The following is a 21045-nucleotide window of genomic DNA, read 5'->3' on the forward strand; positions in this document are numbered from 1 at the left end:
CGGCGCCGCGACCGAGCGCCGCGAGATCGCGCCGACCCCGCGCCGCGCCGGGGTCGTCCAGTCGCTGCTGACGGTCCCGCTGATGGGCCTGGTCGGCCTGCGCTGGGCGACGCTCGCCGCCGCGCTGTCGAACGTGTTGTCCCTGCTCGGGTTCGCCTGGGCGCCGACGCTGAGCTGGGCGTGGCTCGGCCTGGCCTGGGTCGTGCTGTTCAGCCCGGCCGGCCGGATCGCGATCGCCGCCGGTGGCGCGCGCGTGCTGCTGTCGGGGGTCCAGCCGGGGACGTACCCGCGGGGCGGGAGTGTCCACTTGCGACTGTGGACGGCCGAGAAGCTCGCCGAGTTCTCCGGCGCGGACAGCGTCGCGGGCGCGTCGTGGATGACGACGTACGCGAAGGCGCTCGGCGCGCGGATCGGCAAGGACGTCGACCTGCACTCGCCGCCGCCGGTCACCGGCTTCCTCAAGCTGGGCCGCGGTGCCGCGATCGAGCCCGAGGTCGACCTCTCCGGCCACTGGGTCGACGGCGACGTCGTGCACATCGGCAAGGTCCGCGTCGGTGCGGAAGCCCGGGTCGGCGCGCGCAGCACGCTGTTCCCCGGGGTTCGGATCGGCAAGGGCGCGGAGATCGCGGCCGGCTCGACCGTCCGCGGTGCCGTCCCGGCCGGGCAGCGCTGGGCCGGTTCGCCCGCCGCCCGCGTGGCCAAGGACGAGCGCGATGCGCTGAAGTGGCCGTCGAGCCGCCCGCCGCGGTCGCACTTCTGGGCCGCCGTCTACGGCGCGACCTCCCTGGCGCTCGGCTTCCTGCCCGGCATCGCCGCGCTGGCCGGGGTCGCCGTGCTCGGCTACGCGATCGTCGGCGCGCCGACGCTGCTCGACGCGTTCACCCGCGCGCTGGTCTTCGTCCCGGCCGCGACCGCCGCGTACTTCCTCGCGTACATGCTGCTCGTGCTCGTCGGCGTCCGGGCGCTGAGCATCGGCATGGTCGAGGGCTACCACCCGGTGCACGGCCGCGTCGCGTGGCAGGTCTGGGCCACCGAACGGCTGATGAGCATGGCCCGCGAAGGCCTGTTCCCGTTGTACGCCAGCCTGTTCACGCCGGTGTGGCTCCGGCTGCTCGGCGCGAAGGTCGGCCGCAACGTCGAGGCGTCGACCGTGCTGGCGCTGCCGAAGATGACCAAGGTCGACAGCGGCGCGTTCCTGGCCGACGACACCATGGTCGCCACCTACGAGCTGGGCCACGGCTGGCTGCACGTCGCCCCGGCGCGGATCGGCAAGCAGGCGTTCCTCGGCAACTCGGGGATGACCGCGCCCGGCCGTTCGGTGCCGAAGCGCGGACTCGTGGGTGTGCTGTCCTCGACGCCGCTGAAGGCGAAGAAGGGCTCGTCGTACCTCGGCATGCCGCCGCTGCCGGTGCGCCGCGCGGTCGGCGAGGCCGATACCAGCCGCACCTACACCCCGGCGCTGCACCTCAAGGCGGCGCGGGCGCTGGTCGAGCTGTGCCGGATCATCCCGGTGATGTGCGGCGTCGCGCTGACCGTTTCGGTCGCCTTCGGGCTGCTGTGGGCGGCTTCGGCGTACGGCTTCGGCGTGGCGCTGCTGCTGGCCGGGCCCGCGCTGCTGGCCGCCGGGATCGTGGCGGCGCTGACCGCGACCGTCATGAAGTGGCTGCTGGTCGGGAAGTTCCGCGAGATCGACCACCCGCTGTGGAGCTCCTTCGTCTGGCGCAACGAGCTGGCCGACACCTTCGTCGAGGCCCTGGCCGTGCCGTGGCTGATCGGCTCGATCGGCGGCACCCCGCTGCTGACCGCCTGGCTGCGCACGATGGGCGTCAAGATCGGCCGCGGCGTCTGGCTGGAGACGTACTGGCTGCCCGAGGCGGACCTCGTGTCGCTGGGCGACGGCGCCACGATCAACCGTGGTTGCGTCGTGCAGACGCACCTGTTCCACGACCGGATCATGAGCATGTCGAGCGTCGCGCTCGGCGAAGGCGCGACGCTCGGCCCGCACGGCATCGTGCTGCCCGGCGCCGGCATCGGCGCGCGCACCACGGTCGGCCCGGGCTCGCTGGTGACCCGCGGCGACGAGGTGCCCGCCGACACGCGCTGGCTCGGCAACCCGATCTCCGCGTGGGTCGGTAAGTAACGAAAGCGGGACCAGGCGCGCCGGATACACCCGTCCGTGCGAGCCTGGTTTGGTACGTCGGCACGAGGAAAGGTTCGGCACGGGTGATTGCGAAGGCCCCGGCTCCCGCACCCGGGGCGGACACCTCGGGGGATCCCTACCTCCCCGCCCACGGCAACGGCGGCTACCGGGTCCGGCACTACGACCTCACGCTCGACTACAAGGTCGCGCCGAACCGGCTGTCGGCCTCGGCCGTGATCACCGCCGAGGCGACGCAGGCGCTTTCCCGCGCCAGCTTCGACTTCGGCGAGTTCCGGATCAACCGCGTGCTGGTCGACGGCAAACCCGCGAAGTACGTGAAGCGCGGCGCGAAGCTGCACGTCAAGCCGGCGAAGTCGATCGCGGTGGGTGCCGCGTTCACCGTCGAGGTGCACTACGTCGGCAACCCGCGCCCGGTCGGCAGCCGCTGGGGTGACGTCGGCTGGGACGAGCTGACCGACGGCGCGCTGGTGGCGAGCCAGCCGGTGGGCGCGCCGTCCTGGTTCCCGTGCAACGACCACCCGTCGGACAAGGCGTCCTACCGGGTGAGCGTGACGACGGCGTCGCCGTACCTGGTCGCGGTCACCGGCACGCTCGTCGAGCGGTCCACGTCGGCCAGCACGACGAAGTGGGTGTTCGACCGGCCGGAGCCGACCGCGACGTACCTGATGAGCGTGCAGATCGGCCGCTACGACGACCTCGAGCTGACCGGCCGCGGCTGGGCCCCGCCCGCCGGCGTGGGCGCGCGCCTGCTCAGCCTCGGCTTCGGGCACGGCCGCGTCGAGTCGGTCGCCGAATCCGTGCCACAGCGGGCTGCCGTGCCGCCGCGGCTGCGCCGGGCGTTCGACCGCGACTTCGGCAGGCAGGGCCGGATGATGGAGTTCCTGCAGCGGCTGTTCGGCCCGTACCCGTTCCCCGAGTACGTCATCGTCGTCACCGACGACGACCTCGACGACCCGATCGAGGCCCAGGGCATGTCGATCTTCGGCGCCAACCACGTCGACGGCCGCCGCACCCACGAGCGGCTCGTCGTGCACGAGCTGTCGCACCAGTGGTTCGGCAACAGCCTGACGGTGGCGGACTGGCGGCACATCTGGCTGAACGAGGGCTTCGCGACCTACGCGGAGTGGCTGTGGTCGGAGGAGTCCGGCGGGCTTCCGGCGCAGGCGCTGGCCCGGGACTGGTACGCGCGGGTCAAGGCCAAGCCGGCCGACGTCCGCATCGCCGACCCGGGCGTGGCGCGGATGTTCGACGAGCGCGTGTACAAGCGCGGCGCCCTGACCCTGCACGCGTTGCGCGGGGAGATCGGCGACCCGGCGTTCTTCGCGCTGCTGAAGGCGTGGGCGGTCGAGCACCGGCACGGGCTGGTCACGACGGGCCAGTTCGTGACGACGGCGGAGGCGTACGCGGGCCGGCCGCTGACCGCGTTCTTCACCCGCTGGCTGGACTCGACCGCGCTGCCGCCGCTCTAGGTTTCGCAGCCGAAGACCGAGCGGCAGACCGCGCAGCGGGCCCGGTTCTCCTGGCCCGACGGGCAGCCGGGCCAGGAGAACACGACCTTCCCCGAAGTGGCAGCCTTAACGGCACGGGCGCACCTCCTCGCCGAACGCCAACGCGCGCTTCGCCAGCACGTAACCCATCTCCGGCGGGGACAGGCCCGGCCCCAGCTCGACCTCGCCGACGTGCCCGCCGAGCGCGCTGAAGCCGACGATCACCCGGGCGTCGCCGATGACAGCTTCGCGTACAGCTCGGCGATCGAGTCCGCCACGACGCCCAGCCGGTCGAACGTTCCCGCCGGCGGCGCCGGCTCGGGCCACCGGAGGAAGGGCATACCGGCTAGACGCTCGGATCGGGCCCAGAGTTCCCGGCGCCAGCATTCATCGGATGTCTCTGCGGCTTTCCGGGTGAACAACTCTGGCATTTTGGGACACGCTCTGCAAGTATGACCGCACGCCGCCGCTTGAACTCACCGAAACGTAGTATGAATTCGGAGGATGCTTCATGGACTCAGTGTCCCGGCGGACAGTGCTCCGTGCTGCCTCGGTCGCGGCCGGGGCAGCGGCCTTCGGTGGTCTGTGGGCCCAGGCGGCGCCGCCCGCGCTGGCCGCGGCGAACCCGCACCGCGACGTCGCCGCGGACGCGCGCATGGTCTGGAAACGGCTGCCGCAGAACTGGCGGGAAGGCCCGTTCCTGGCCAACGGCTACCTCGGCGCGCAGGTCTACGGCGGCCAGACGCCGCAGGTGCTCAAGGTGATGCTGAGCCACACCCAGGTGCAGGACCAGCGGATCCAGTGGGAGGCGGGCATCGGCCTGTCCCGGCTGCCGATCGGCTACCTCACGCTCACCTTCGCCGGCGCGATCACCGCCGTCGACTGGACGCTCGACCTCTACAACGCCGAGCTGGGCGGCACGATCACCACGACGCAGGGCTCGGTCGCCTTCTCCGCGGTCGTGCACAACGACCTCGGCGTGCTGCTGGTCTCGATGACCCCGAGCGCGGGCGAAGCCGGTGCGGCGTGGGCGTTCCAGCCGCTGGAGTCGGCGACGACCCGGACCGTCCGCAAGCCGCCCGAGTACGTCGCGAACCCCGCGCCCGAGGTCGCGGACGGGTACTGCGCGCAGCCGATGCTCGCCGGCGGCGGGTACACGACGGCGTGGCGGGAACGCGCGATCGGGGCCCGCCGGCTCCTCGCCGCCACCGTCGCCTACAGCTTCCCGGGCACCACGCACACCGCCGACGCCCTCGCGTCGGTCCGGAACGCGCTCGCCATGAACCCCGACTTCCTCCTCGCGCGCCACCGCCGCTGGTGGAACGACTACCACCGGCGCAGCTTCGTTTCGGTGCCGGACAAGCAGGTGCAGCGGTTCTACTGGATCCAGCTGTACAAGATCGCGGCGGCCACCCGCGCGGACGGGCCCGTGGTCTCGGAGTGGGGCCCGTGGTTCCCCGAGGTCGGCAACAGCTGGACCGCGGTCTGGTGGAACCTCAACGTCCAGGTCACCTACCCGATCGTCAACAGCAGCAACCACCCGGAACTCGACGCCGTCACCGAGACCTTCCGGCGCGACCACGCGAACCTCGAGGCGTCCGTGCCGCCTGCGTACCGCGACGGCGACACGTATGCGCTCTCGCACCCGGGGGACTGGCGCCTGCGCCCCGGCGGCACGCGCTCGGTCGGCGTCCCGGGGACGACGTCCAAAACGGACCAGACCGGGAACCTGTTGTGGGGCCTGCACAACGTCTGGCTGGCCTACCGCCACCACCTCGACCGGCGCGTGCTCCGCGACGTCCTGTACCCGACGCTGGCGAAGGCGCTCAACTTCTACCGCCACTTCCTGGTCACCGGTCCCGACGGCGCCCTGCACCTGCCGCTGACCCGGTCGCCGGAGTACGCCGACGCCCCGGACTGCACCTACGACCTGTCGCTGATCCGGTGGGCCGCCCGCACCCTCGTCGACACCGCCCGGATCCTGCGCCTCGACGAGCCGCGCGTGCCGATCTGGCAGGAGATCGGCGCGAAACTGGTGCCCTACCACGAAGATCCGGTCAACGGCGTGCTCATCGGCGACGGCGTCCCGCTGGCCGCCTCGCACCGGCACTTCTCGCACCTGCTGTGGCTGTACCCGCTGCGGGAAAAGGTCTGGGACAACCCCGCCGATCGGGACATCATGACCCGCACGTTCGACCGCTGGGCCGCCGACCAGTCCGCCTGGCACGGCTACAGCTACGCGGCCGCGTCTTCGATGAAGTCCGTGATGGACTCGCCGGAAGAAGCGTTGCGCTACCTGAAATTCTTCCTCGACCGGAACATCGTGGCCGACACCGAGCTGACCGCGAACACGATGTACCGCGAGGGCTCGAACTTCGCCATCGAAAGCCCGATCACGGCCGCGCAGTCCGTTGTGGACATGCTGATGCAGGGATCCGGGGGAGTGCTCAAGGTCTTCCCGTCGGTGTCGGCGACCTGGCGGGACGCCTCGATCTCCGGACTGCGCGCGGAGGGCGCGTTCCTCGTGGACGCCTCCCGGCGCGGCGGCACCACGGAGTTCGTGCGCGTGCGCAGCGAAGCCGGGGAACCCCTGGTCCTCCAGCACGGCATCACCGGCGACGTCGACGTCCGCGACGAGCACGGCAGGCACCTGCCCTGGCGCGCCACCGGCCCGGGCCGGATCGCCATCGGACTGCGGCGCGGCGGCACCGCCGTCGTCACACCCCGGGGTGGGCGGCCGGACTTCGCGCCCCGGGACGTCCCCGCCCTCGGCCCGGCACCCGCGTGGGGCCTGCCGAACTGACATCCCGCTTCGACGAGGAGGCCGGAATGGACATCACCCGCAGAACGGTGCTCGGCGGCGCGCTCGCCGGGCTGGCCGCCGCCGGCTTGGCCCCCGCGGCCGCGGCGGCGGTACCGGGCAGCGACGACTTCGGCTGGGCGGAGTTCCTGGCCACCGCCGACCTGTACTGGCGCAGGCTGCCGAAAACCTGGTACGAGGGCCCGTTCCTGGGCAACGGGTTCCTCGGCTCGGGGATCTACGCCGAGCCGGGGCAGAACGCGATCCGGTTCAACGTCCAGCACAGCCAGGTGCAGGACCACCGGCCGGAGTTCGGCTCGCTCTTCGGCCTCGCCCGGCTGCCCATCGGGTACTTCACGCTGGAGCCGGTCGGCGCGATCACCGCGGTCGACTGGCGGCTGGACCTGTGGAACGCCGAGCTGACCGGCACGATCACGACCGCGGCGGGCAGCCTGAGCCTGCGCGCGATCGTCCACACGGGACAGTCGCTGCTCGCGGTCGAAGTCCGGCCCAGCGAAGGCGAACAGGCGTTCAAGTGGGTCTTCCACCCGGCGGTGGCGATCAGCCCGCGCGCCGATCCCGTGTGGAACAAGCCACCGCCGGCCGGCTACACCGCGAACCCGCCGGTGAACCTGACGACCAGCGGTGACGCCCGGCTGGCCGTCCAGCCGCTGCTGGCCGGCGGCGAGCACGTGACGGCCTGGCGGGAGGTGCCGCGCGGGGGCACGCGCACGCTGTACACGTCGGTCGCGTGGTCGAACCCGGAGAAGACGTCGGTGGCGCGGGCGCTCGGCACGGTCCGCCGCGCGGGCGCGTTCCCCGAGCTGACCCGGGACCACCGGCGCTGGTGGCACGACTACTACCGCGGCAGCTTCCTGTCCATTCCGGACACCCGGCTGCAGGCCTTCTACTGGATCCAGCTGTACAAGGTCGCTTCGGCGGCCCGGCGCGAGGCACCGGTGATGGCGACGTCCGGGCCGTGGCTGGAGAACACGCCGTGGCCCGCCACGTGGTGGAACCTCAACGTCCAGCTCGAATACTGGCTGATCCACGGCTCGAACCACCTGGAACTGGACGCGGTCAGCCACGCGCTGGACAAGTACCGGGCGAACCTGACCAGCCAGGTCGCGTCGGCGTACCAAGCGGACTCCGCGGGCATCCCGCGGACGACCGACATGACCCTGCTCAACGGCGTCGCGAACGCCACCAGCGGGTACCCGGTCGGCATCCCGGGGCACGACACGCCGACGCCGGAGGTCGGCAACCTGACCTGGGCGCTGCACAACGTGTGGCTGTCCTACCGGCACACGATGGACCGCGAGCTGCTCGGCGGCACGCTGTTGCCGTTGCTGCGCAAAGCGATCAACTACTACCTGCACTTCCTCGCCCCGGGCCCGGACGGGAAGCTGCACCTGCCGCCGACGTTCTCGCCCGAGTACGGTGTCAACGCGCCGGACTGCAACTACGACCTCTCGCTGATCCGCTGGGGCTGCAAGACGCTCCTGCAGATCGCGCCCGGCGACGCGCTGGCGCCGAAGTGGCGGGACGTCCTCGCGAACCTCGTGGCCTACCCGGCCGACGCGAACGGCTACATGATCGGCGCCGGCGTGCCGTTCGCGAAGTCGCACCGGCACTACTCGCACCTGCTGCAGATCTACCCGCTCTACGACGTCACCTGGGAGCAGCCGGAGCACCGGCAGATCATCGAGACGTCGCTGAACCACTGGGTCGGCTTCGAAGGTGCCCTGCAGGGCTACACGTTCACCGGGGCCGCGTCGATCTCGGCGCAGATGCTGCGCGGCGACCAGGCCGCGTTCTACCTCGGCGAGCTGCAGCGGCGGTACATCCAGCCGAACACCATGTACAAGGAATCCGGGCCGGTCATCGAAACGCCGCTGTCGGCGGCGAAGTCCCTGCAGGACATGCTGGTGCAGAGCTGGGGCGGCGTGCTCCGGCTGTTCCCCGCGGTCCCGTCGGCCTGGGGCGACATCGCGCTGCGGGACTTCCGCACCGAAGGCGCGTTCCTGCTGAGCGCGTCGCGGGCCGGCGGCAAGACGCGCTGGCTGAAGGTGCACAGCGAGGCCGGGGCGCCGTGCGTGCTGCGGCCGGGCATCGAAGGCGAACTCGCCGTGACGGACGCGCGCGGCCGGGCCCGCCGGTGGCGCCGGCTGGCCACTGGGGACGTCCAAGTCGAACTCGCGCCCGGCGAGGACGCGTTCGTGTACCGGAAGGGGGACAAGCCGGACTTCGGCGTCCGGCCGGTCACGCCCGGCGGCCCGAGTTCGCCCTGGGGCCTGCCCTGATCGGGCGTTCTCGCCCGGAGAGCGGCCGGCAGCGGCAGAATGGTGCTCTCGACGAGGGGAGCGGGCATGAGCGAGCCGTCCGGGCGGTGGGAGCCGCCGGTACCGCCGAAGCGGACCTCGGCGACGACGAAGGGGCTGATCACCGGGTGCTTCCTGGTCGTCGTCGTGATGGTGCTGGCGTTCCTGACCTGGGGCTACCCCGGCTTCCTGCGCAAGCCGGACGCGAACGCCGACGGGGGTTTCTTCACCGTGCCGGCGTCGACGACGACGTCCTCCACGCCACCGGTCGCGGTCAGCTCGCCGGTCTCGATCCCGGGCGGCCGGGCCGCGATGCCGAAGCGGACCAAGCCGCTCGCCGACCCGGTGACCTGCGCGTTCACCCCCGACCCTGGCGCGCCGGCGCCGAAGAAGGTCGCGCTCCCGCCGGACGGCCCGGCGCCGTCGTCCGGGACGGCGGACGTGCGGCTCGCGACGAGCGCGGGCGCCATCGGGCTGACGCTCGACCGCGCGCTCGCGCCGTGCACGGTGGTCAACTTCCTGAGCCTGGCGAAACAGGGCTTCTACGACGGCACGTCGTGCCACCGGCTCTCCGTGATGTCCGGGCTGCAGATGCTCCAGTGCGGCGACCCGGTCGGCGACGGGACCGGCGGACCCGGCTACACGATCCGCGACGAGGTGTTCCCCGAGCTGACCTACGGCCGCGGCGTCCTGGCCATGGCGAAGACGAGCCAGCCGGACACCGGCGGCTCCCAGTTCTTCCTGGTCTTCGGCGACACGCGGATCCCGCCGGAGTACACGGTGTTCGGCAGCATCGACGACGCCGGCCTCGCCGTCCTGGACCGGGTCGCCCGCGGCGGCATCGACTCCTCGAAGCCGGGCATCGGCGACGGCAGCGGGCCCCCGAAGACCCCGGTGACGTTCACCGGGGTCACCACCACGCCGTGATCAGGGCCGGTCGAGGACCGTCCGCACCGCGTTGAGCAGGGCCTTCGCGGCATCGGGCGACGCGGCCGGGTGGCGCCAGGCGACGTAGCCGTCCGGGCGGACCAGCAGGCAGCCGTCCTCGTCGATGCCGCTCAGCCGGGACCAGTCGCCGTAGGCGTCGCGGGCGCCGGGGTCGCCGATCCGGACGGCTCGCAGGTCGAAACCCAGCTCGGCGCCCACCTTGGCCGCCGCGTCACGCCACGGCGTGCCGGTCAGGCCGGTCAGCACCGTCCACCGGCCGCCGGCCACGAGGTCCAAAGTGGACACCCGGCGGCCGTGCGGCCCGACCAGCCACGCGTGCGGCAGCTTCGCGCCCGGCTCGGTGCTCGGCCGGTGGAACAGCTCGGGATCCCGCTCCGGCGCCGCCGCGACGCCGTCGGGCAGCACCGCGCCGGAGACGTACCGCTGGTCCAGCTCGACGCCGTGCGCGTTGAACTCGTAGTGCTTCAGCTCGATCGCCCGCTCCAGCTCACGGCGTTTGCGCGCGCCCTCGGCCGTGGGCGCGAGGCAGGTGCCGAGCCCGGCCGTGATGCCGTCGGCATCGGTGTCGCCGGTGATGCCGAGCGCGGCGAAGATCGGCCCGAACTGGTCGCGGCTGAGGTTGGCCCGGTCGACGATCTGCTTGCCCACCGGCGCCCGCTCGGCGCTGTAGCTGTCCAGCAGCCCTTCGCCCGCCTCGCCGCGCAGGACCATCGCGAGCTTCCAGGCCAGGTTGTAGGAGTCCTGAACGGACGTGTTGGAGCCGAGCCCGTTGGACGGCGGGTGCCGGTGCACGGCGTCGCCGGCGCAGAACACCCGGCCGTTGCGGTACTCGGTGGCGTAGTTGTGGTTGACCGTCCACAGTGACGTCGAGGTGATCTCGACTTCGAGCTCGGGATCGCCGACCAGGTCGCGCACCAGCCGCGTGGCTTCTTCGACGTCGACCTCCGGTGGCGCCTGTTCGATGTCGTAACCCCAGGTCAGCAGCCATTCGTGCCACGGACGGACCATCCGGACCAGGCCCATCCCGATCCCGCCGAGGTGCGCGCCCGGCCGCATCACCCAGTACAGGACGCTCGGCCGGTGGGCGACGTACGGCGCGAGGTCGGCGGTGAACGTGATGTTCATGCTGCCCGCCTTGCCGGTCTGCCCGGCGATCGGCAGGCCGGCTTGCTCGGCGACGCGGCTGCGGGCGCCGTCCGCGCCGATGAGGTACTTGGCGCGCAACGTGAACTCGTCACCGCGGACGCGGTCGCGGAACCGGGCCGTGACGCCGTCGCCGTCCTGGGTGAAGTCGAGGAACTCGGTGTCCAGCCGCAGTTTCGCGCCGCGCGCGGCGGCTTCGCTCACCAGGATCGGTTCGAGGTAGGTCTGCGGCAGGTCGATCATGTGGCACGGGCTGGCCGCGGCGTATTCGGCCGCCGAGCGGTCACCGGTGCCCCAGCTGGCGATCCGGCCGATCTCCGGCCCGGTCAGCGACGTGCAGAGCACGGTGTCGCCCATCAGCTCCGGCGGCGTGCCCGCGGCGAGGGCCTTGTCCTCGACGCCGAGGTCGCGCAGCACTTCCATGGTGCGCTGGTTGGTGATGTGCGCGCGGGGCGTGTTCGCCGTCCAGCCGTACTTGGTGGCCAGCACGGTCGGGACGCCGTAGGTGGCGAGCAGCAGGGCCGCCGAGCCGCCGGCCGGGCCGCTGCCGACCACGATGACGTCGGTGTCGTAGCTCATTCGGTGCTCCCTTGGATCCGGAAGGTGAACTCGAGCCGCTGGTCGGTGAAGTCGACGATCAGGCCGTCCTTGACGCCGAAAACGGTGTCGGAGTCGAGGTAGTCGCCGCCGGCGACGAACAGCTGCGTGATGAGGGTGCGGTAGCCGGGCTTGGCGATCATGAAGTGCACGTGCGGCGCGCGGTAGGGGTGGCGTCCGACGGCGTTCAGCATCTCGCCGACCGGGCCGTCGGCGGGGATCGGGTACGCGCTCGGCACGATGGTGCGGAACCGCAGCCGCCCGTCGGCGTCGGTGCGGAAGCGGGCGCGCAGCACCGGGCCGTCCACTTCGGGCAGCTGGACGTCGTAGAAGCCGTCCTCATTGGACTGCCAGACGTCGACGATCGCTTCCGGCACCGGATGGTCTTCGGTGTCGGTGACCTGGATGTCGGTCCACAGTGGAGTTCCGGGAAGGCCGTCCGCGATGTCGGCGCCCTGCGGTGTCTCGGGTGGTCCTTCGACGTAGAACGGGCCGAGCACGGCCGACGGGGTGGTGTCCGGGGTGCGCGAGTTGGTCAGGACGTCGACGACGCTCGACACGCCGAGGGTGTCCGACAGCAGGATGAACTCCTGGCGCGTGTCGGTGGTGATGTGCCCGGCGCGGGTCAGGAAGCCGATCGCGTACTCCCACTCTTCCTGGGTGAGGTCGGTGCGGATGGCGTAGTCGTGCAGGGTTTCTACGAGGTCGGTGAGGAGCGTGCGGGCGCGGTCGGGCGCGCCGGCGAAGCTGTCGACGACCTGCTTCGTGAGTGCTTTGAGGCTCGGGCGCGCGGCCGGGCGGGTGCCGTGGAGGGCTTGGCGGAGCAGTTCTTCTTCGGGCTCGCCCTGGATGTCGGCTTCGGTGAGGCCCAGTTCCGCCAGGGAGTGCGGGATCGGGAGGCTCGCGGCCAGCTCGAAGACGTCGTCGGCGTCGTCGAGACCCTGGTGCGCCATGACGTGCGGGAGCAGGACGGCGTGGGTTTCGGCGTGCGGCAGGCCGAACTTGCCGCCGAGGTGGTGGCAGAGCCGGTGGTGCAGGCCCATCTTCACGGCGTCGAGGCAGCTGCCCGCGAGCCAGGCGCCGCGCAGGGCGTCGGCCCGGGCGTCCACATCGGACGGATCCGCGGCGATGCGCGGCAGGGCGCTCATGAGCGACTTGGTCGCCTCCGCGGCGAGCAGGTCGGTCATCGGGTTGGCGTCGGGGGCGTAGCGGGCCTCGACGGCGTGGGCGAGCGCGTTGAGACCGCTGGCCGCGGAGACGCCCACCGGCAGGCCCAGGGTCAGGCCGACGTCGTAGAGGACGGTCTCGGGCCGGACCTTCGGGGTCTTCTGGGTGGTCTTGCGGCCGTCGGCGGTCTGGCCGAGCACGGAGGTCAGTTCGGAACCGGCGTACGTCGTGGGGACGATCAGCTGCGGCAGGTCGGTGTGCAGGGCGATCGCCTTGCTCAGCCCGGTGGCCGAGCCGCCGCCGATCGCGACGACGCCGTCGACGTCGTGCTCGGCGACGAGCTTGAGCGCGCGCTCGGTGACGTCGACCGGGGTGTGCATGGCGGGTTCTTCGAAGCGAGCGGCGAGCCGGGGGCCGAGCGCTTCGGCGGCGCGGTCCCCGTGCCGCGGCCGGCCGATCAGCAGGACGCGGCCGAGCCCGAGCCGGTCGGCTTCGGCGCCGAGGCCGTCGAGCGCGCCGAAGACCACCCGGACGGGGTTCGCGGCGTAGCTGAACGAGGTCATGCGGGGGAGTATCGGCCGCCGTGGGCGCCGCGGTCCTGCACGTTCCTGCTGCCGTTCGGCACGAAACGCGCGTGTGTCAGCCTGCGCGGCGCAATGCCGCCGGCGTCGTGCCGAGCTGGGCGCGCAGCACTCGCGTCAGGTGTTCCTGGTGGGAGAACCCGCAGCGGACGGCGATCTCGGCGATCGGGTCGTCGCCCGTGCGCAGCAGGAGCCCGGCCCGCTCGACGCGCAGCCGCAGCAGGAAGCGGTGCGGGGGCAGGCCGGTGCGGGCCTTGAAGCGGCGGGAGAACTGGCTGACGCTCAGCCCGGCGAGCGCCGCCAGCTCGGCCAGCGGCACCGCCTCGGCCAGGCGGTCCGCCATGAAGTCCCGGACCGTCGCGAACTGCCGGTCCGAGAGACCGCGCTCGACGGCCTCCCGCACGGGCGCGCCACCGTGGCGCCGGACGAGCTGGGCCGCGACGAGCGCACCCAGCTGGTCGGCGTAGGTCCGCGCGCTCGGCTCCCAGTCGCGGACGACGCCGTCGAGGCTCAGCACGAGCTGTTCGAGCAGCGGATCGGTGCTCCCGAGCTCCTCGGCGAGCCGGACGGGCGCGTCCCCACCGGCGGCTTCCTGCACGGCGTCGTCGGCGAGGTAGACGTGCACGGTGTCGAGCTCACCACCCAGCTCAACGGACAACTCGGCGTGCGACGGCTGCAGGAAGAGCCCACCGGCCGGCATCCGCCTGCACTGCTCGCGCGGGGTCCCGACCCCGCGCCGGACGGTCACGGGACCGTCGAGGTGCAGGATCAGCTGGTGGCTGCGCGCGGCCCCGAAGTCGGCGCGGTAGGGGCGTTCGCGCTGCTTGGAGACGTAGACGCTGCTCCAGCCGAGACCGGCGCTGGTCCGGTCCGGGCGCACCCAGGGCAGGGCGAGGATGCCGTTGGTGTCGGCCAGCCCGAGTTCGCCCACGCCCATCTCCTCGCCGTCGAGGCTCCCCGCGATGGTACGCGCTGAACCGGCCCGCGGCGGCCGGCCGCACGATGGTGGCCGCGGCAGGGCGGTGGCTCAGCCGGGTCCGCGCCGCCCAGGGCGATCGTCCGGAACGACGGGCTCGGCGCGTCTTCGGGCGGCGCACCTTGGGGATCATCAGACGTCCAGCACGAGCCGCGGCGAGCGCGACCGTGACACGCACGCGTACATCCGGCCCTCGGGTGCGCCGATGTCGTCGCGGTGCTCGGGTTCGCCGTCCAGCACGGACAGCTCGCAGCTGCCGCACACCCCCTCGCGGCACCCCCAGGGCACCGGCCGCCCGGCGTGGGTCAGCGCGTCGAGCAGGGATTCGTCGGCGGGGACCCGGATCGTGCCGCCCGAGCGGGCGCACTCCACCTCGAACGGCGTGTCGGGCCCGAACACCCGTCGCGTGGGCTGGAAGCGCTCGGTGTGCACGTGCGGGAACAGCGCTTCGGCCGCGTCCACCATGGACGCCGGACCGCAGCAGTAGACCTCCGCCGCCGGGAATTCCGCCGCCAGTGCCGCGAGGTCCGGGCGGCCGTGGTCGAACAGCCGTACGCGGTCGCCGAATTCGGCCCGCAGGTCTGCCGCGAACGGCATCGTGCTCGCCGAACGACCGGCGTACACCAGCGTCGCGCGGGGCCCGGCGGCGCGCAGCATCGGCAGGATCGGCGTGATCCCGATGCCGCCGGCCACGAACAGGTACTCCGGCGCCGGCACGAGCGGGAAGTGGTTGCGTGGCAGGGAAACCTCGAGCGTCCGGCCCGGTTGCAGGAACAGGTGGACGTACTCCGAGCCGCCGCGGCTGAGCGGGTCGTGCCGGACCGCGATGCGGTACGCCGAAAGGTCGGCCGGGTCGCCGCACAGCGAGTACTGCCGGGTCAGCCAGTTCGGCAGCGCGAGGTCGATGTGCGCGCCCGGTTCCCATGCTTCGAGCGGGCCTTCGTCGCCGCGCAGGACGAGGGAAATGACGTCGTCGGCGACCCGCTCGACGCGGTCGAGGATCGTCTTCTGCATGTCAGTACAGCTTCCGGTAGCCCGCTTCGAGCATCTGCTCGAGCAGCTCGGGATCGCCGCCCATCGCTTCGGCGGCGACCTCGCCCGCCGAAGGCAGCTCCGCCGCCAGCGCCTGGCTCGCCGGGTCCCACAGCCGCGAGCGGATCAGCGCGCGGCCGCAGTGGAAGTACACCTGCTCGACCTCGACGACGATGGCGAGCATCGGCGCCTTCGCCTCGGTGCGCATCCGGGCCAGCACGTCGGGCTCGTCGGTGACGTACGCGCGGCCGTTGACGCGCAGGGTTTCCCGCGTGCCGGGGACGAAGAACAGCAGGCCGACGCCGTCGTTCTCGGCGATGTTGCGGAAGGAGTCGGCGATCTTGTTGCCGGTGCGGTCGGGCATCGCCAGCGTGCGTTCGTCGAGGACCTTCACGAACCCGGGGTAGTCGCCGCGGGGCGAGCAGTCGGCGCGGCCCGCGGCGTCGGCGGTGGCCAGCGTCAGGAACGGCGAATGGGCGATGAAGCGGCGGGCGTGCCGGTCGATGCGGTCGCCGATCTTCGCTTCGATCATCGCTTCGGGCTCGCCCAGCCGGGCCCGAACCTCGGCCATGCTGACTCGGCTCAGCGTGTTTGTGCTGGTCATGACACAATTATGAGCAAATACTCAGATCCGGCGCTACTCGCTTTCGGGCGGCGCGGAAGGAGGAGCCGTGAGCTTGGGCGAGCGCCGCATCCAGCCACGTAAACAGCCGCGCCAGGTCCGCGCCGAGCTGACCCGGCAGCGGATCCTGACCGCGGCTGCTCACGTTTTCGGCGAGTTCGGCTACGCCGCGGGCACCACCAACCGCATCGCCGAGCACGCCGGCATCTCGATCGGCTCGCTGTACCAGTACTTCCCGAACAAGGACGCGATCCTGGCCGAGCTGCTCGTCCGCCACCTCGACGAAGGCACCGCCGCCACGGAACGGATCCAGCGCGCGGAGCTGCCCGGCTCGATCGAGGAGATCTTCCGCGTCTTCGTCCGCGGGGCGATCGAAACTCACCTCGGCAACCCGCAGCTGCTGCGCCTGCTCATGGAACAGGCGCCGCGGTCGAAGGAACTCCTCGACAAGGTCGAGCGGCTGAAGCAGTCACTGGTCAGCTACGTCCAGGAGCTGTTCGACACCCACCCCGAGGTCCGCGTGGCCGACACCGAGACGGCGGCCCGGCTCTGCGTCACCACGACCGAGCTGGTCGTCCACCAGCTCGTGGCCGATCACGAACCGGTGGACGCCGGGAGGCTGGAGAACGAGATGGTCGCGATGCTGACCCGCTACGTCACCGGTTAGTGCGAATGTGACAGCTGCTTTCGTAGCTATGATCGTGGCTTCACGGGCCAGCTGACGGAGGGAAGCGATGCCGGTCAACTGGTGGCAGTTGGGGTTGACGTCGTTGGTCGGAGTCCTGACGGTCGCCGGTGCCTACGTCGGTTCGCGGATGGGCGCGCGGGCCAACGACCGCGCGACCGAGCAGCGTGACGCCGCCGCGCGGCGCGAGGAGTGGTGGCGACGGTTCACCTGGGCCGCCGAGCTGGCGCTCGACGATTCGGCGGAGAAGCGCGCCGCGGGTCTGAGTCTTCTGATGAAACTGGCCAGGTCGGAACTTGCCAAGCATGACGACCACCAGCTTTTGGACGTCTTCCACCAGCGGATTCTCGATAGACTGCTGGCGGAGTCGGTTGAAGCCGGTCAGCGAAAGGAGGCTTGATCGTGAGCCGCTCTCATCACCTGACCGGTGAGGAGATCCTCGCCGCGCAGTTGCGCATCGTCCTGGACGAGAAGCTCGGACGCACCACGCCGGAACTCGTCACGCGGATCGCCAACGCTCTTCCGGGCGACCCGATCATGCTCGCGAGGGAATCGCCCGTCGACCGTGCTCTTTCCGCACTGACTCAGGAATCACCACCGGGACCGATCGTCGACATCGCCATTCCTGGAGAGAACTCTTGGTCGGTAGTTCAGGTCGAGATTCAGCCGGAGGAACACCCACGGTCGAGCGGTGCGGATGCGGTGATTCGAACGTTCACCATCGAGCCGCCAGACCTCCCCGCCGGGCGGTTATCTCAACACCCCGTTGCGGAAAAACCGCGGCCGGTTGCCGGTCAGGTTCCGTGGTTGCCACCTCGGTCCGCCGGCCATTATCCGGTCAACACGCCTATGTACGCGCGCTTGACGGCCTATGAACTGAAAGAGACTCTGAAGAACGTGGCCGAAGAACTGGAGAAGGCTGCGGAAAAGATTGGCAACGCGGAGGAAGGACCCGGCTCTGACTAGCGAGTCAGGTCCTTGCCCGCTACGTCACGGCGTGAACTGGTAGGCGCCGGCGTCGATCTGCGTGCCGACCGCGTTCCCGTCGACGTCGATGTCCGCGTACTTCGTCGTGCCGAGGCCGATCGCCGGGCTCGTGGACTGCAGGACCAGGTTGGTGGCCGAGGTGAACTTCGGGTCGGCGATCTTGTCGGTCGCGCCCGGGGTGAACTGCCGCTGGCCGCCGTAGAAGACGTTGTGGTCGGTGGCGGTCCAGCCGTCGTCGGCGTACCCGACCTTCAGCGCGGACTGGATGACGTTCTGGGTCAGCGTCAACGTCTGGTTCGTGCAGCCGCCGTAGCAGACGAAGCCTTCCGATTCGGCGTTGCTCAGCCGGACCGAGTTGTTGCGGAAGACGGTGCCGGTGACCGGGCCGTTCTGGTCTGCGGCACCGCGCGTCACGATGCCGCCGCGGGTCTTGGCGCCGAAGACGGCGTTGTACTCGTAGACGTTGTCGCGCGACACGCCGTCCGGGTCGTCGGCGTCGGTGCCCAGTTCGGTGAAGGACTCGTTGTCCTCGGAAATGTTGTGGTGGATGACGTTTCCGGAGCCGTAGAAGATCTCGACCGCGGCGCCGTCGAGGCCGCCGAAGTCGTCGCTCACCGCGATCGACCCGCTGATCCGGTTCCAGCCGATGTCGGACCCGTTGCCCTGCACCAGGATCGCGAACGCGCCCGAGTCGTCGCTGCCGCCCGGCGTCACGACGGTCATGTGGTTGTTGTCGACCAGGTCGTTCTGCGTGACCTCGGTGCCGTCGGCGCTCGGCGCGATGTAGACGCCCGCGCCGGCGCCGGTGATGTAGTTCGAGAGCACCTTGTCGTGGTCCCCGCCGACCTCGACGCCCGCCCACGAGCAGCGCCCGGCGTCGGCCGCGACCCCGACCTGCAGGTCCTGCACGGTGAGGTAGTTCCCGGGCAGGTTGACGCAGGCTTCTTCGTTCCCCTGGACGATCGGGCGCGCCCCGGTGCCGTAGGCGCCGATGGTCACCGGCGCGGCCGCGCTGCCCGAGCCGCGGACGGTGAGCCCGCCGCTCCAGGTCCGGCCGCGGCGCAGCAGCACGGTGTCTCCGGGAGCCAGCGTGGTCGCGGCGACCTTGGCGAGGGACTTCCACGGCGCCGACTGCGACGTCCCGGCCGCGGCGTCACTGCCGGCGACCTGGTCGACGTAGTAGGTCTTCGGCGCGGCGGCCGCGTCGGTGGCGGTGAAGGCGGTGGCCGCGAGGGCGGCGAACACGCCCAGCGAAAGCAGCTTCTTCGACATGGCGCGCGACGCTAAGCCGGGCCCGTACACGGGGCGTACAAGCCCGGCCCCGGTTCAGCCCGCCGCCCGCGTCACCAGTTCGGCGATTCTCTTTTCCACGGCCGGAGTCACGGCGGTGAGCGCGAAGCCCGCCGCCCACATCTCGCCGTCGTCGAGGCTCGCCTGATCGCTGAAACCGAGCGTCGCGTAGCGGGCTTTGAACTTCTCCGCGCTCTGGAAGAAGCAGACGATCTTGCCGTCACGCGCGTAGGACGGCATGCCGTACCACAGCTTCGGCTCGAGCGCCGGGGCGTTCGCCGTGACGACGGCGTGGACGCGCTCGGCCAGCACCCGGTCCGGCGGCGCCATTTCCGCGATCTTCGCGAGCACGTCCCGTTCCGCCTGCGCCGCCTTGTCCGCCTGCGACGCGCGGCGCGCCGCGGTCTTGAGCTCCTTGGCGTGCTCCTTCATCGCGGCCCGCTCTTCGGCGGTGAACGTGGTCATGGTGGTTCTCCTTCGATTATCGGCACGCATCGTGCCGTTGTGCGCCATCATGACCACGGCCGAGCCAGACTGTCAATGGCACGGTGCGTGCCGTTATGCTCCGGGTATGGCCGAACCGCGACGCCGGGGTGCCGCCCGGACCGCCGAGCTCCTCGACGTGACCCTCGACCTCGCCGGCGAGGCCGGGTACGCGGGCTTGAGCATCGAGGCGGTCGCGCGCCGCGCCGGGGTCGGGAAGCACACCATCTACCGGCGCTGGCCGTCCATGGCCGCGCTGCTGCTGGACGCGCTCGCCCGGGTCTGGACCACCGACCTGGACTACCACGACACCGGGGACGTCCGCGCGGATCTGCGCGAGCAGTTTCTGCGTTCGACCGCCGCACTCGCCGCACCGCCGATCGGGCCGGTGTACCGCGCGGTGATCGCCGAGGCGCAGGCCGACGAGGCGCTGCGGGCCACGCTGCACGAGCGGTTCCTGCGCACCGTCGAGGAAAGCACCCTGGCCCGGATCGCCCGGGCGCAGGAGGCCGGGGAGCTCGCCGGCGGCGTCGACCTCGCGTTCCCGGCCGAAGTCCTCTGCGGCACGCTCTACTACCGCTACCTGCTCTCCACCCGCGTGGCCGACGAGCAGACCGTCGATGCCCTGCTGGACATGTTCATGGCCGCGTACGCGCGTTAGCCAGCCGCTCGGCGGCCTGCGCGCGGACGGCTTCGCCGCACACCGGGGGAGCGCCGTGCAACGCCTCCCAGCGGGCGTTGTGCAGCGCCGGCCACAGGCTCGCCGCCCACGCGATCTCCCGCTCCTCGCCGGTGAACCGCCGGCCGCGGAAGTCCTCGTACGCCGTCAGGAAAGCCGCGGAGCTCGCGATCGGAGCCAGCGTCGGCGGCGAGTCGTTGGCGAACGCTCCGGCGGCCGCGCCCACGAGCGCCGCCTCCGGCTGCCAGGCCAGGCTGTCCCAGTCGTGCACGGTCCGGACCTCGTCGTCCCAGCGGAGGTTCTGGGCCTCGAAGTCCGCGTGGCCCAGTACACACGGCAGGTCCGCGGCCAGCAGCCGGGCGCGGGTCCGCTCCGCCGCTTCGACGACGTAGCCGGGAACCGCGCTTTGGTCCCGCTCGTCCAGGAAGCCGATCGGCGGCCACAACCCCGGGCCGTCGTGGTCCCAGCGGGCCCAGCGCGGGTTCGGCAGCGGCGGCGGGACGCGGACCTCGGCCAGCCCGGTCATCAGCCACGCGAACACCGCCGCGTAGCGCACCGCGATGTCCGGCGAGTCGCCGCGGAGCACCTCGCCGCCGGGCCGGTGCTCCTCGGCGTGCACGGCCAGCCCGTCCGCGAAAGTCACCGCGGTCAGCGGCCGGGGACACGGGAACCCGTGCGCCGCCAGGTGTTCCTGCGCGGCGACGCAGGACACGGCCCGGCCGTCGTCGGGACGGGCCTTCACCACGACTTCCCGGCCGTCGGCCAGCCGGAGCCCGACGACGTCCGACAGGGGCCGGCGCTCGAACAGCACCTCGGCCGGAGTGCTGCCGAGGTGCTCCGCGCACCACGACGCGATCACCGGTCCCTGGCCAGCAGCGCCGCCTGGGTGCGGCTCGTGACGCCCAGCTTGGCCAGCACGTTGCCGACGTGCACCTTAACCGTCCGCTCGGCGAGCCGCAGCCGGGTCGCGATGTCGCGATTGGACAGTCCTTCGCCGAGCAGTTCCAGCACGTCCCGTTCACGCGGGGTCAGCGCGCCGCCCGCGCTCAGCGCCGTGGCCACCGCCGGGCTGAGCGCGGCCACGCC

General features: G+C 71.7%; 19 protein-coding genes. 9 read left to right on the plus strand and 10 right to left on the minus strand.

All coding sequences use genetic code 11. From position 1 onward, the window contains the following. Window positions 1-2140, plus strand: a 2140-nt coding sequence (locus G3I65_RS26005) for a Pls/PosA family non-ribosomal peptide synthetase (RefSeq protein ID WP_275940168.1), incomplete at its 5' end; no start/stop codon positions are given. Window positions 2141-2223: 83 nt separating this feature from the next. Then, a complete protein-coding gene (locus tag G3I65_RS26010; protein WP_160698435.1) occupies window positions 2224-3630 on the plus strand; it encodes a M1 family metallopeptidase in 1407 nt (468 codons plus the stop codon). Between the two features lie 105 nt (window positions 3631-3735). Here the strand turns inward: G3I65_RS26010 and G3I65_RS26015 are convergent, their stop codons facing one another. After that, complete coding sequence (locus G3I65_RS26015; RefSeq protein WP_160698436.1) at window positions 3736-3873, minus strand: hypothetical protein; 138 nt, start codon at window positions 3871-3873, stop codon at window positions 3736-3738. A gap of 286 nt (window positions 3874-4159) precedes the next feature. On the opposite strand from G3I65_RS26015, the gene G3I65_RS26020 reads away from it, so the two are divergent. The 3 genes from G3I65_RS26020 (at window position 4160) to G3I65_RS26030 (ending at window position 9696) form a co-directional block, all read left to right on the plus strand. Further along, window positions 4160-6451 carry a glycoside hydrolase family 95-like protein gene (locus G3I65_RS26020; RefSeq protein WP_160698437.1) on the plus strand — a complete coding sequence of 764 codons (2292 nt, stop codon included), beginning with the start codon at window positions 4160-4162 and terminating at the stop codon, window positions 6449-6451. A gap of 26 nt (window positions 6452-6477) precedes the next feature. Next, window positions 6478-8751 carry a Tat pathway signal sequence domain protein gene (locus G3I65_RS26025; protein WP_160698438.1) on the plus strand — a complete coding sequence of 758 codons (2274 nt, stop codon included), beginning with the start codon at window positions 6478-6480 and terminating at the stop codon, window positions 8749-8751. A gap of 66 nt (window positions 8752-8817) precedes the next feature. Next, entirely contained in the window at window positions 8818-9696 is an 879-nt protein-coding gene (locus G3I65_RS26030) for a peptidylprolyl isomerase (RefSeq protein WP_160698439.1), read from the plus strand. On the opposite strand, the gene G3I65_RS26035 is transcribed toward G3I65_RS26030, so the two are convergent. The 5 genes from G3I65_RS26035 to G3I65_RS26055 all read right to left on the minus strand — a co-directional run bounded on the left by G3I65_RS26035 (window position 9697) and on the right by G3I65_RS26055 (window position 15817). Next, window positions 9697-11439 (minus strand): FAD-dependent monooxygenase, encoded by a 1743-nt coding sequence (locus G3I65_RS26035; RefSeq protein ID WP_160698440.1) that lies wholly within the window; start codon window positions 11437-11439, stop codon window positions 9697-9699. It lies immediately after the preceding gene. Beyond that, the gene (locus tag G3I65_RS26040) at window positions 11436-13187 is read right to left on the minus strand and encodes a maleylacetate reductase and hydroxyquinol 1,2-dioxygenase domain-containing protein (protein ID WP_160698441.1); all 1752 of its coding nucleotides are present in this window, start codon (window positions 13185-13187) and stop codon (window positions 11436-11438) included. Before G3I65_RS26040 ends, G3I65_RS26035 begins: the two co-directional genes overlap by 4 nt. A gap of 76 nt (window positions 13188-13263) precedes the next feature. Continuing rightward, window positions 13264-14136, minus strand: coding sequence for a helix-turn-helix domain-containing protein (locus G3I65_RS26045; protein ID WP_160698442.1), 873 nt, complete (start codon window positions 14134-14136; stop codon window positions 13264-13266). A gap of 177 nt (window positions 14137-14313) precedes the next feature. Next, window positions 14314-15195 carry a PDR/VanB family oxidoreductase gene (locus tag G3I65_RS26050; RefSeq protein ID WP_160698443.1) on the minus strand — a complete coding sequence of 294 codons (882 nt, stop codon included), beginning with the start codon at window positions 15193-15195 and terminating at the stop codon, window positions 14314-14316. Window position 15196: 1 nt separating this feature from the next. After that, window positions 15197-15817: an MSMEG_1061 family FMN-dependent PPOX-type flavoprotein gene (locus G3I65_RS26055; protein ID WP_160698444.1), complete on the minus strand. Its 621-nt coding sequence runs from the start codon at window positions 15815-15817 to the stop codon at window positions 15197-15199. A gap of 67 nt (window positions 15818-15884) precedes the next feature. Here G3I65_RS26055 and G3I65_RS26060 point away from each other — a divergent pair, with 67 nt between their 5' ends. The 3 genes from G3I65_RS26060 to G3I65_RS26070 all read left to right on the plus strand — a co-directional run bounded on the left by G3I65_RS26060 (window position 15885) and on the right by G3I65_RS26070 (window position 17486). Beyond that, a complete protein-coding gene (locus tag G3I65_RS26060; protein ID WP_160698445.1) occupies window positions 15885-16502 on the plus strand; it encodes a TetR/AcrR family transcriptional regulator in 618 nt (205 codons plus the stop codon). Between the two features lie 67 nt (window positions 16503-16569). Then, on the plus strand, window positions 16570-16920 hold the full coding sequence (locus G3I65_RS26065; protein ID WP_160698446.1) for a hypothetical protein: 351 nt from the start codon (window positions 16570-16572) through the stop codon (window positions 16918-16920). Between the two features lie 2 nt (window positions 16921-16922). Continuing rightward, the gene (locus tag G3I65_RS26070) at window positions 16923-17486 is read left to right on the plus strand and encodes a hypothetical protein (protein ID WP_160698447.1); all 564 of its coding nucleotides are present in this window, start codon (window positions 16923-16925) and stop codon (window positions 17484-17486) included. 24 nt (window positions 17487-17510) lie between these two features. Here G3I65_RS26070 and G3I65_RS26075 read toward each other — a convergent pair whose 3' ends face one another. Both G3I65_RS26075 and G3I65_RS26080 read right to left on the minus strand, forming a co-directional pair. Next, window positions 17511-18779: a right-handed parallel beta-helix repeat-containing protein gene (locus tag G3I65_RS26075; RefSeq protein WP_160698448.1), complete on the minus strand. Its 1269-nt coding sequence runs from the start codon at window positions 18777-18779 to the stop codon at window positions 17511-17513. 54 nt (window positions 18780-18833) lie between these two features. Further along, a complete protein-coding gene (locus G3I65_RS26080; RefSeq protein ID WP_160698449.1) occupies window positions 18834-19262 on the minus strand; it encodes an iron chaperone in 429 nt (142 codons plus the stop codon). Window positions 19263-19368: 106 nt separating this feature from the next. On the opposite strand from G3I65_RS26080, the gene G3I65_RS26085 reads away from it, so the two are divergent. Further along, window positions 19369-19941 carry a TetR/AcrR family transcriptional regulator gene (locus tag G3I65_RS26085; RefSeq protein ID WP_160698450.1) on the plus strand — a complete coding sequence of 191 codons (573 nt, stop codon included), beginning with the start codon at window positions 19369-19371 and terminating at the stop codon, window positions 19939-19941. Here the strand turns inward: G3I65_RS26085 and G3I65_RS26090 are convergent. After that, a complete protein-coding gene (locus G3I65_RS26090) occupies window positions 19919-20818 on the minus strand; it encodes a phosphotransferase (protein ID WP_309235702.1) in 900 nt (299 codons plus the stop codon). The genes G3I65_RS26085 and G3I65_RS26090 overlap by 23 nt on opposite strands. After that, window positions 20815-21045, minus strand: a 231-nt coding sequence (locus G3I65_RS26095; RefSeq protein ID WP_160698451.1) for a response regulator transcription factor, incomplete at its 5' end; no start/stop codon positions are given. The genes G3I65_RS26095 and G3I65_RS26090, both read right to left, overlap by 4 nt.

Source organism: Amycolatopsis sp. SID8362 (genome assembly GCF_010550475.1).
Classification (GTDB): domain Bacteria; phylum Actinomycetota; class Actinomycetes; order Mycobacteriales; family Pseudonocardiaceae; genus Amycolatopsis; species Amycolatopsis eburnea.

Excerpts from the sequence above, each read along its gene's own strand:
- G3I65_RS26055 (WP_160698444.1), bottom strand. The coding sequence starts at position 15,817 with ATGACCAGCACAAACACGCTGAGCCGAGTCAGCATGGCCGAGGTTCGG.
- G3I65_RS26020 (WP_160698437.1), top strand. The coding sequence starts at position 4,160 with ATGGACTCAGTGTCCCGGCGGACAGTGCTCCGTGCTGCCTCGGTCGCG.
- G3I65_RS26040 (WP_160698441.1), bottom strand. The coding sequence starts at position 13,187 with ATGACCTCGTTCAGCTACGCCGCGAACCCCGTCCGGGTGGTCTTCGGC.
- G3I65_RS26050 (WP_160698443.1), bottom strand. The coding sequence starts at position 15,195 with ATGCAGAAGACGATCCTCGACCGCGTCGAGCGGGTCGCCGACGACGTC.
- G3I65_RS26035 (WP_160698440.1), bottom strand. The coding sequence starts at position 11,439 with ATGAGCTACGACACCGACGTCATCGTGGTCGGCAGCGGCCCGGCCGGC.
- G3I65_RS26085 (WP_160698450.1), top strand. The coding sequence starts at position 19,369 with ATGGCCGAACCGCGACGCCGGGGTGCCGCCCGGACCGCCGAGCTCCTC.
- G3I65_RS26065 (WP_160698446.1), top strand. The coding sequence starts at position 16,570 with ATGCCGGTCAACTGGTGGCAGTTGGGGTTGACGTCGTTGGTCGGAGTC.
- G3I65_RS26080 (WP_160698449.1), bottom strand. The coding sequence starts at position 19,262 with ATGACCACGTTCACCGCCGAAGAGCGGGCCGCGATGAAGGAGCACGCC.
- G3I65_RS26025 (WP_160698438.1), top strand. The coding sequence starts at position 6,478 with ATGGACATCACCCGCAGAACGGTGCTCGGCGGCGCGCTCGCCGGGCTG.
- G3I65_RS26030 (WP_160698439.1), top strand. The coding sequence starts at position 8,818 with ATGAGCGAGCCGTCCGGGCGGTGGGAGCCGCCGGTACCGCCGAAGCGG.
- G3I65_RS26075 (WP_160698448.1), bottom strand. The coding sequence starts at position 18,779 with ATGTCGAAGAAGCTGCTTTCGCTGGGCGTGTTCGCCGCCCTCGCGGCC.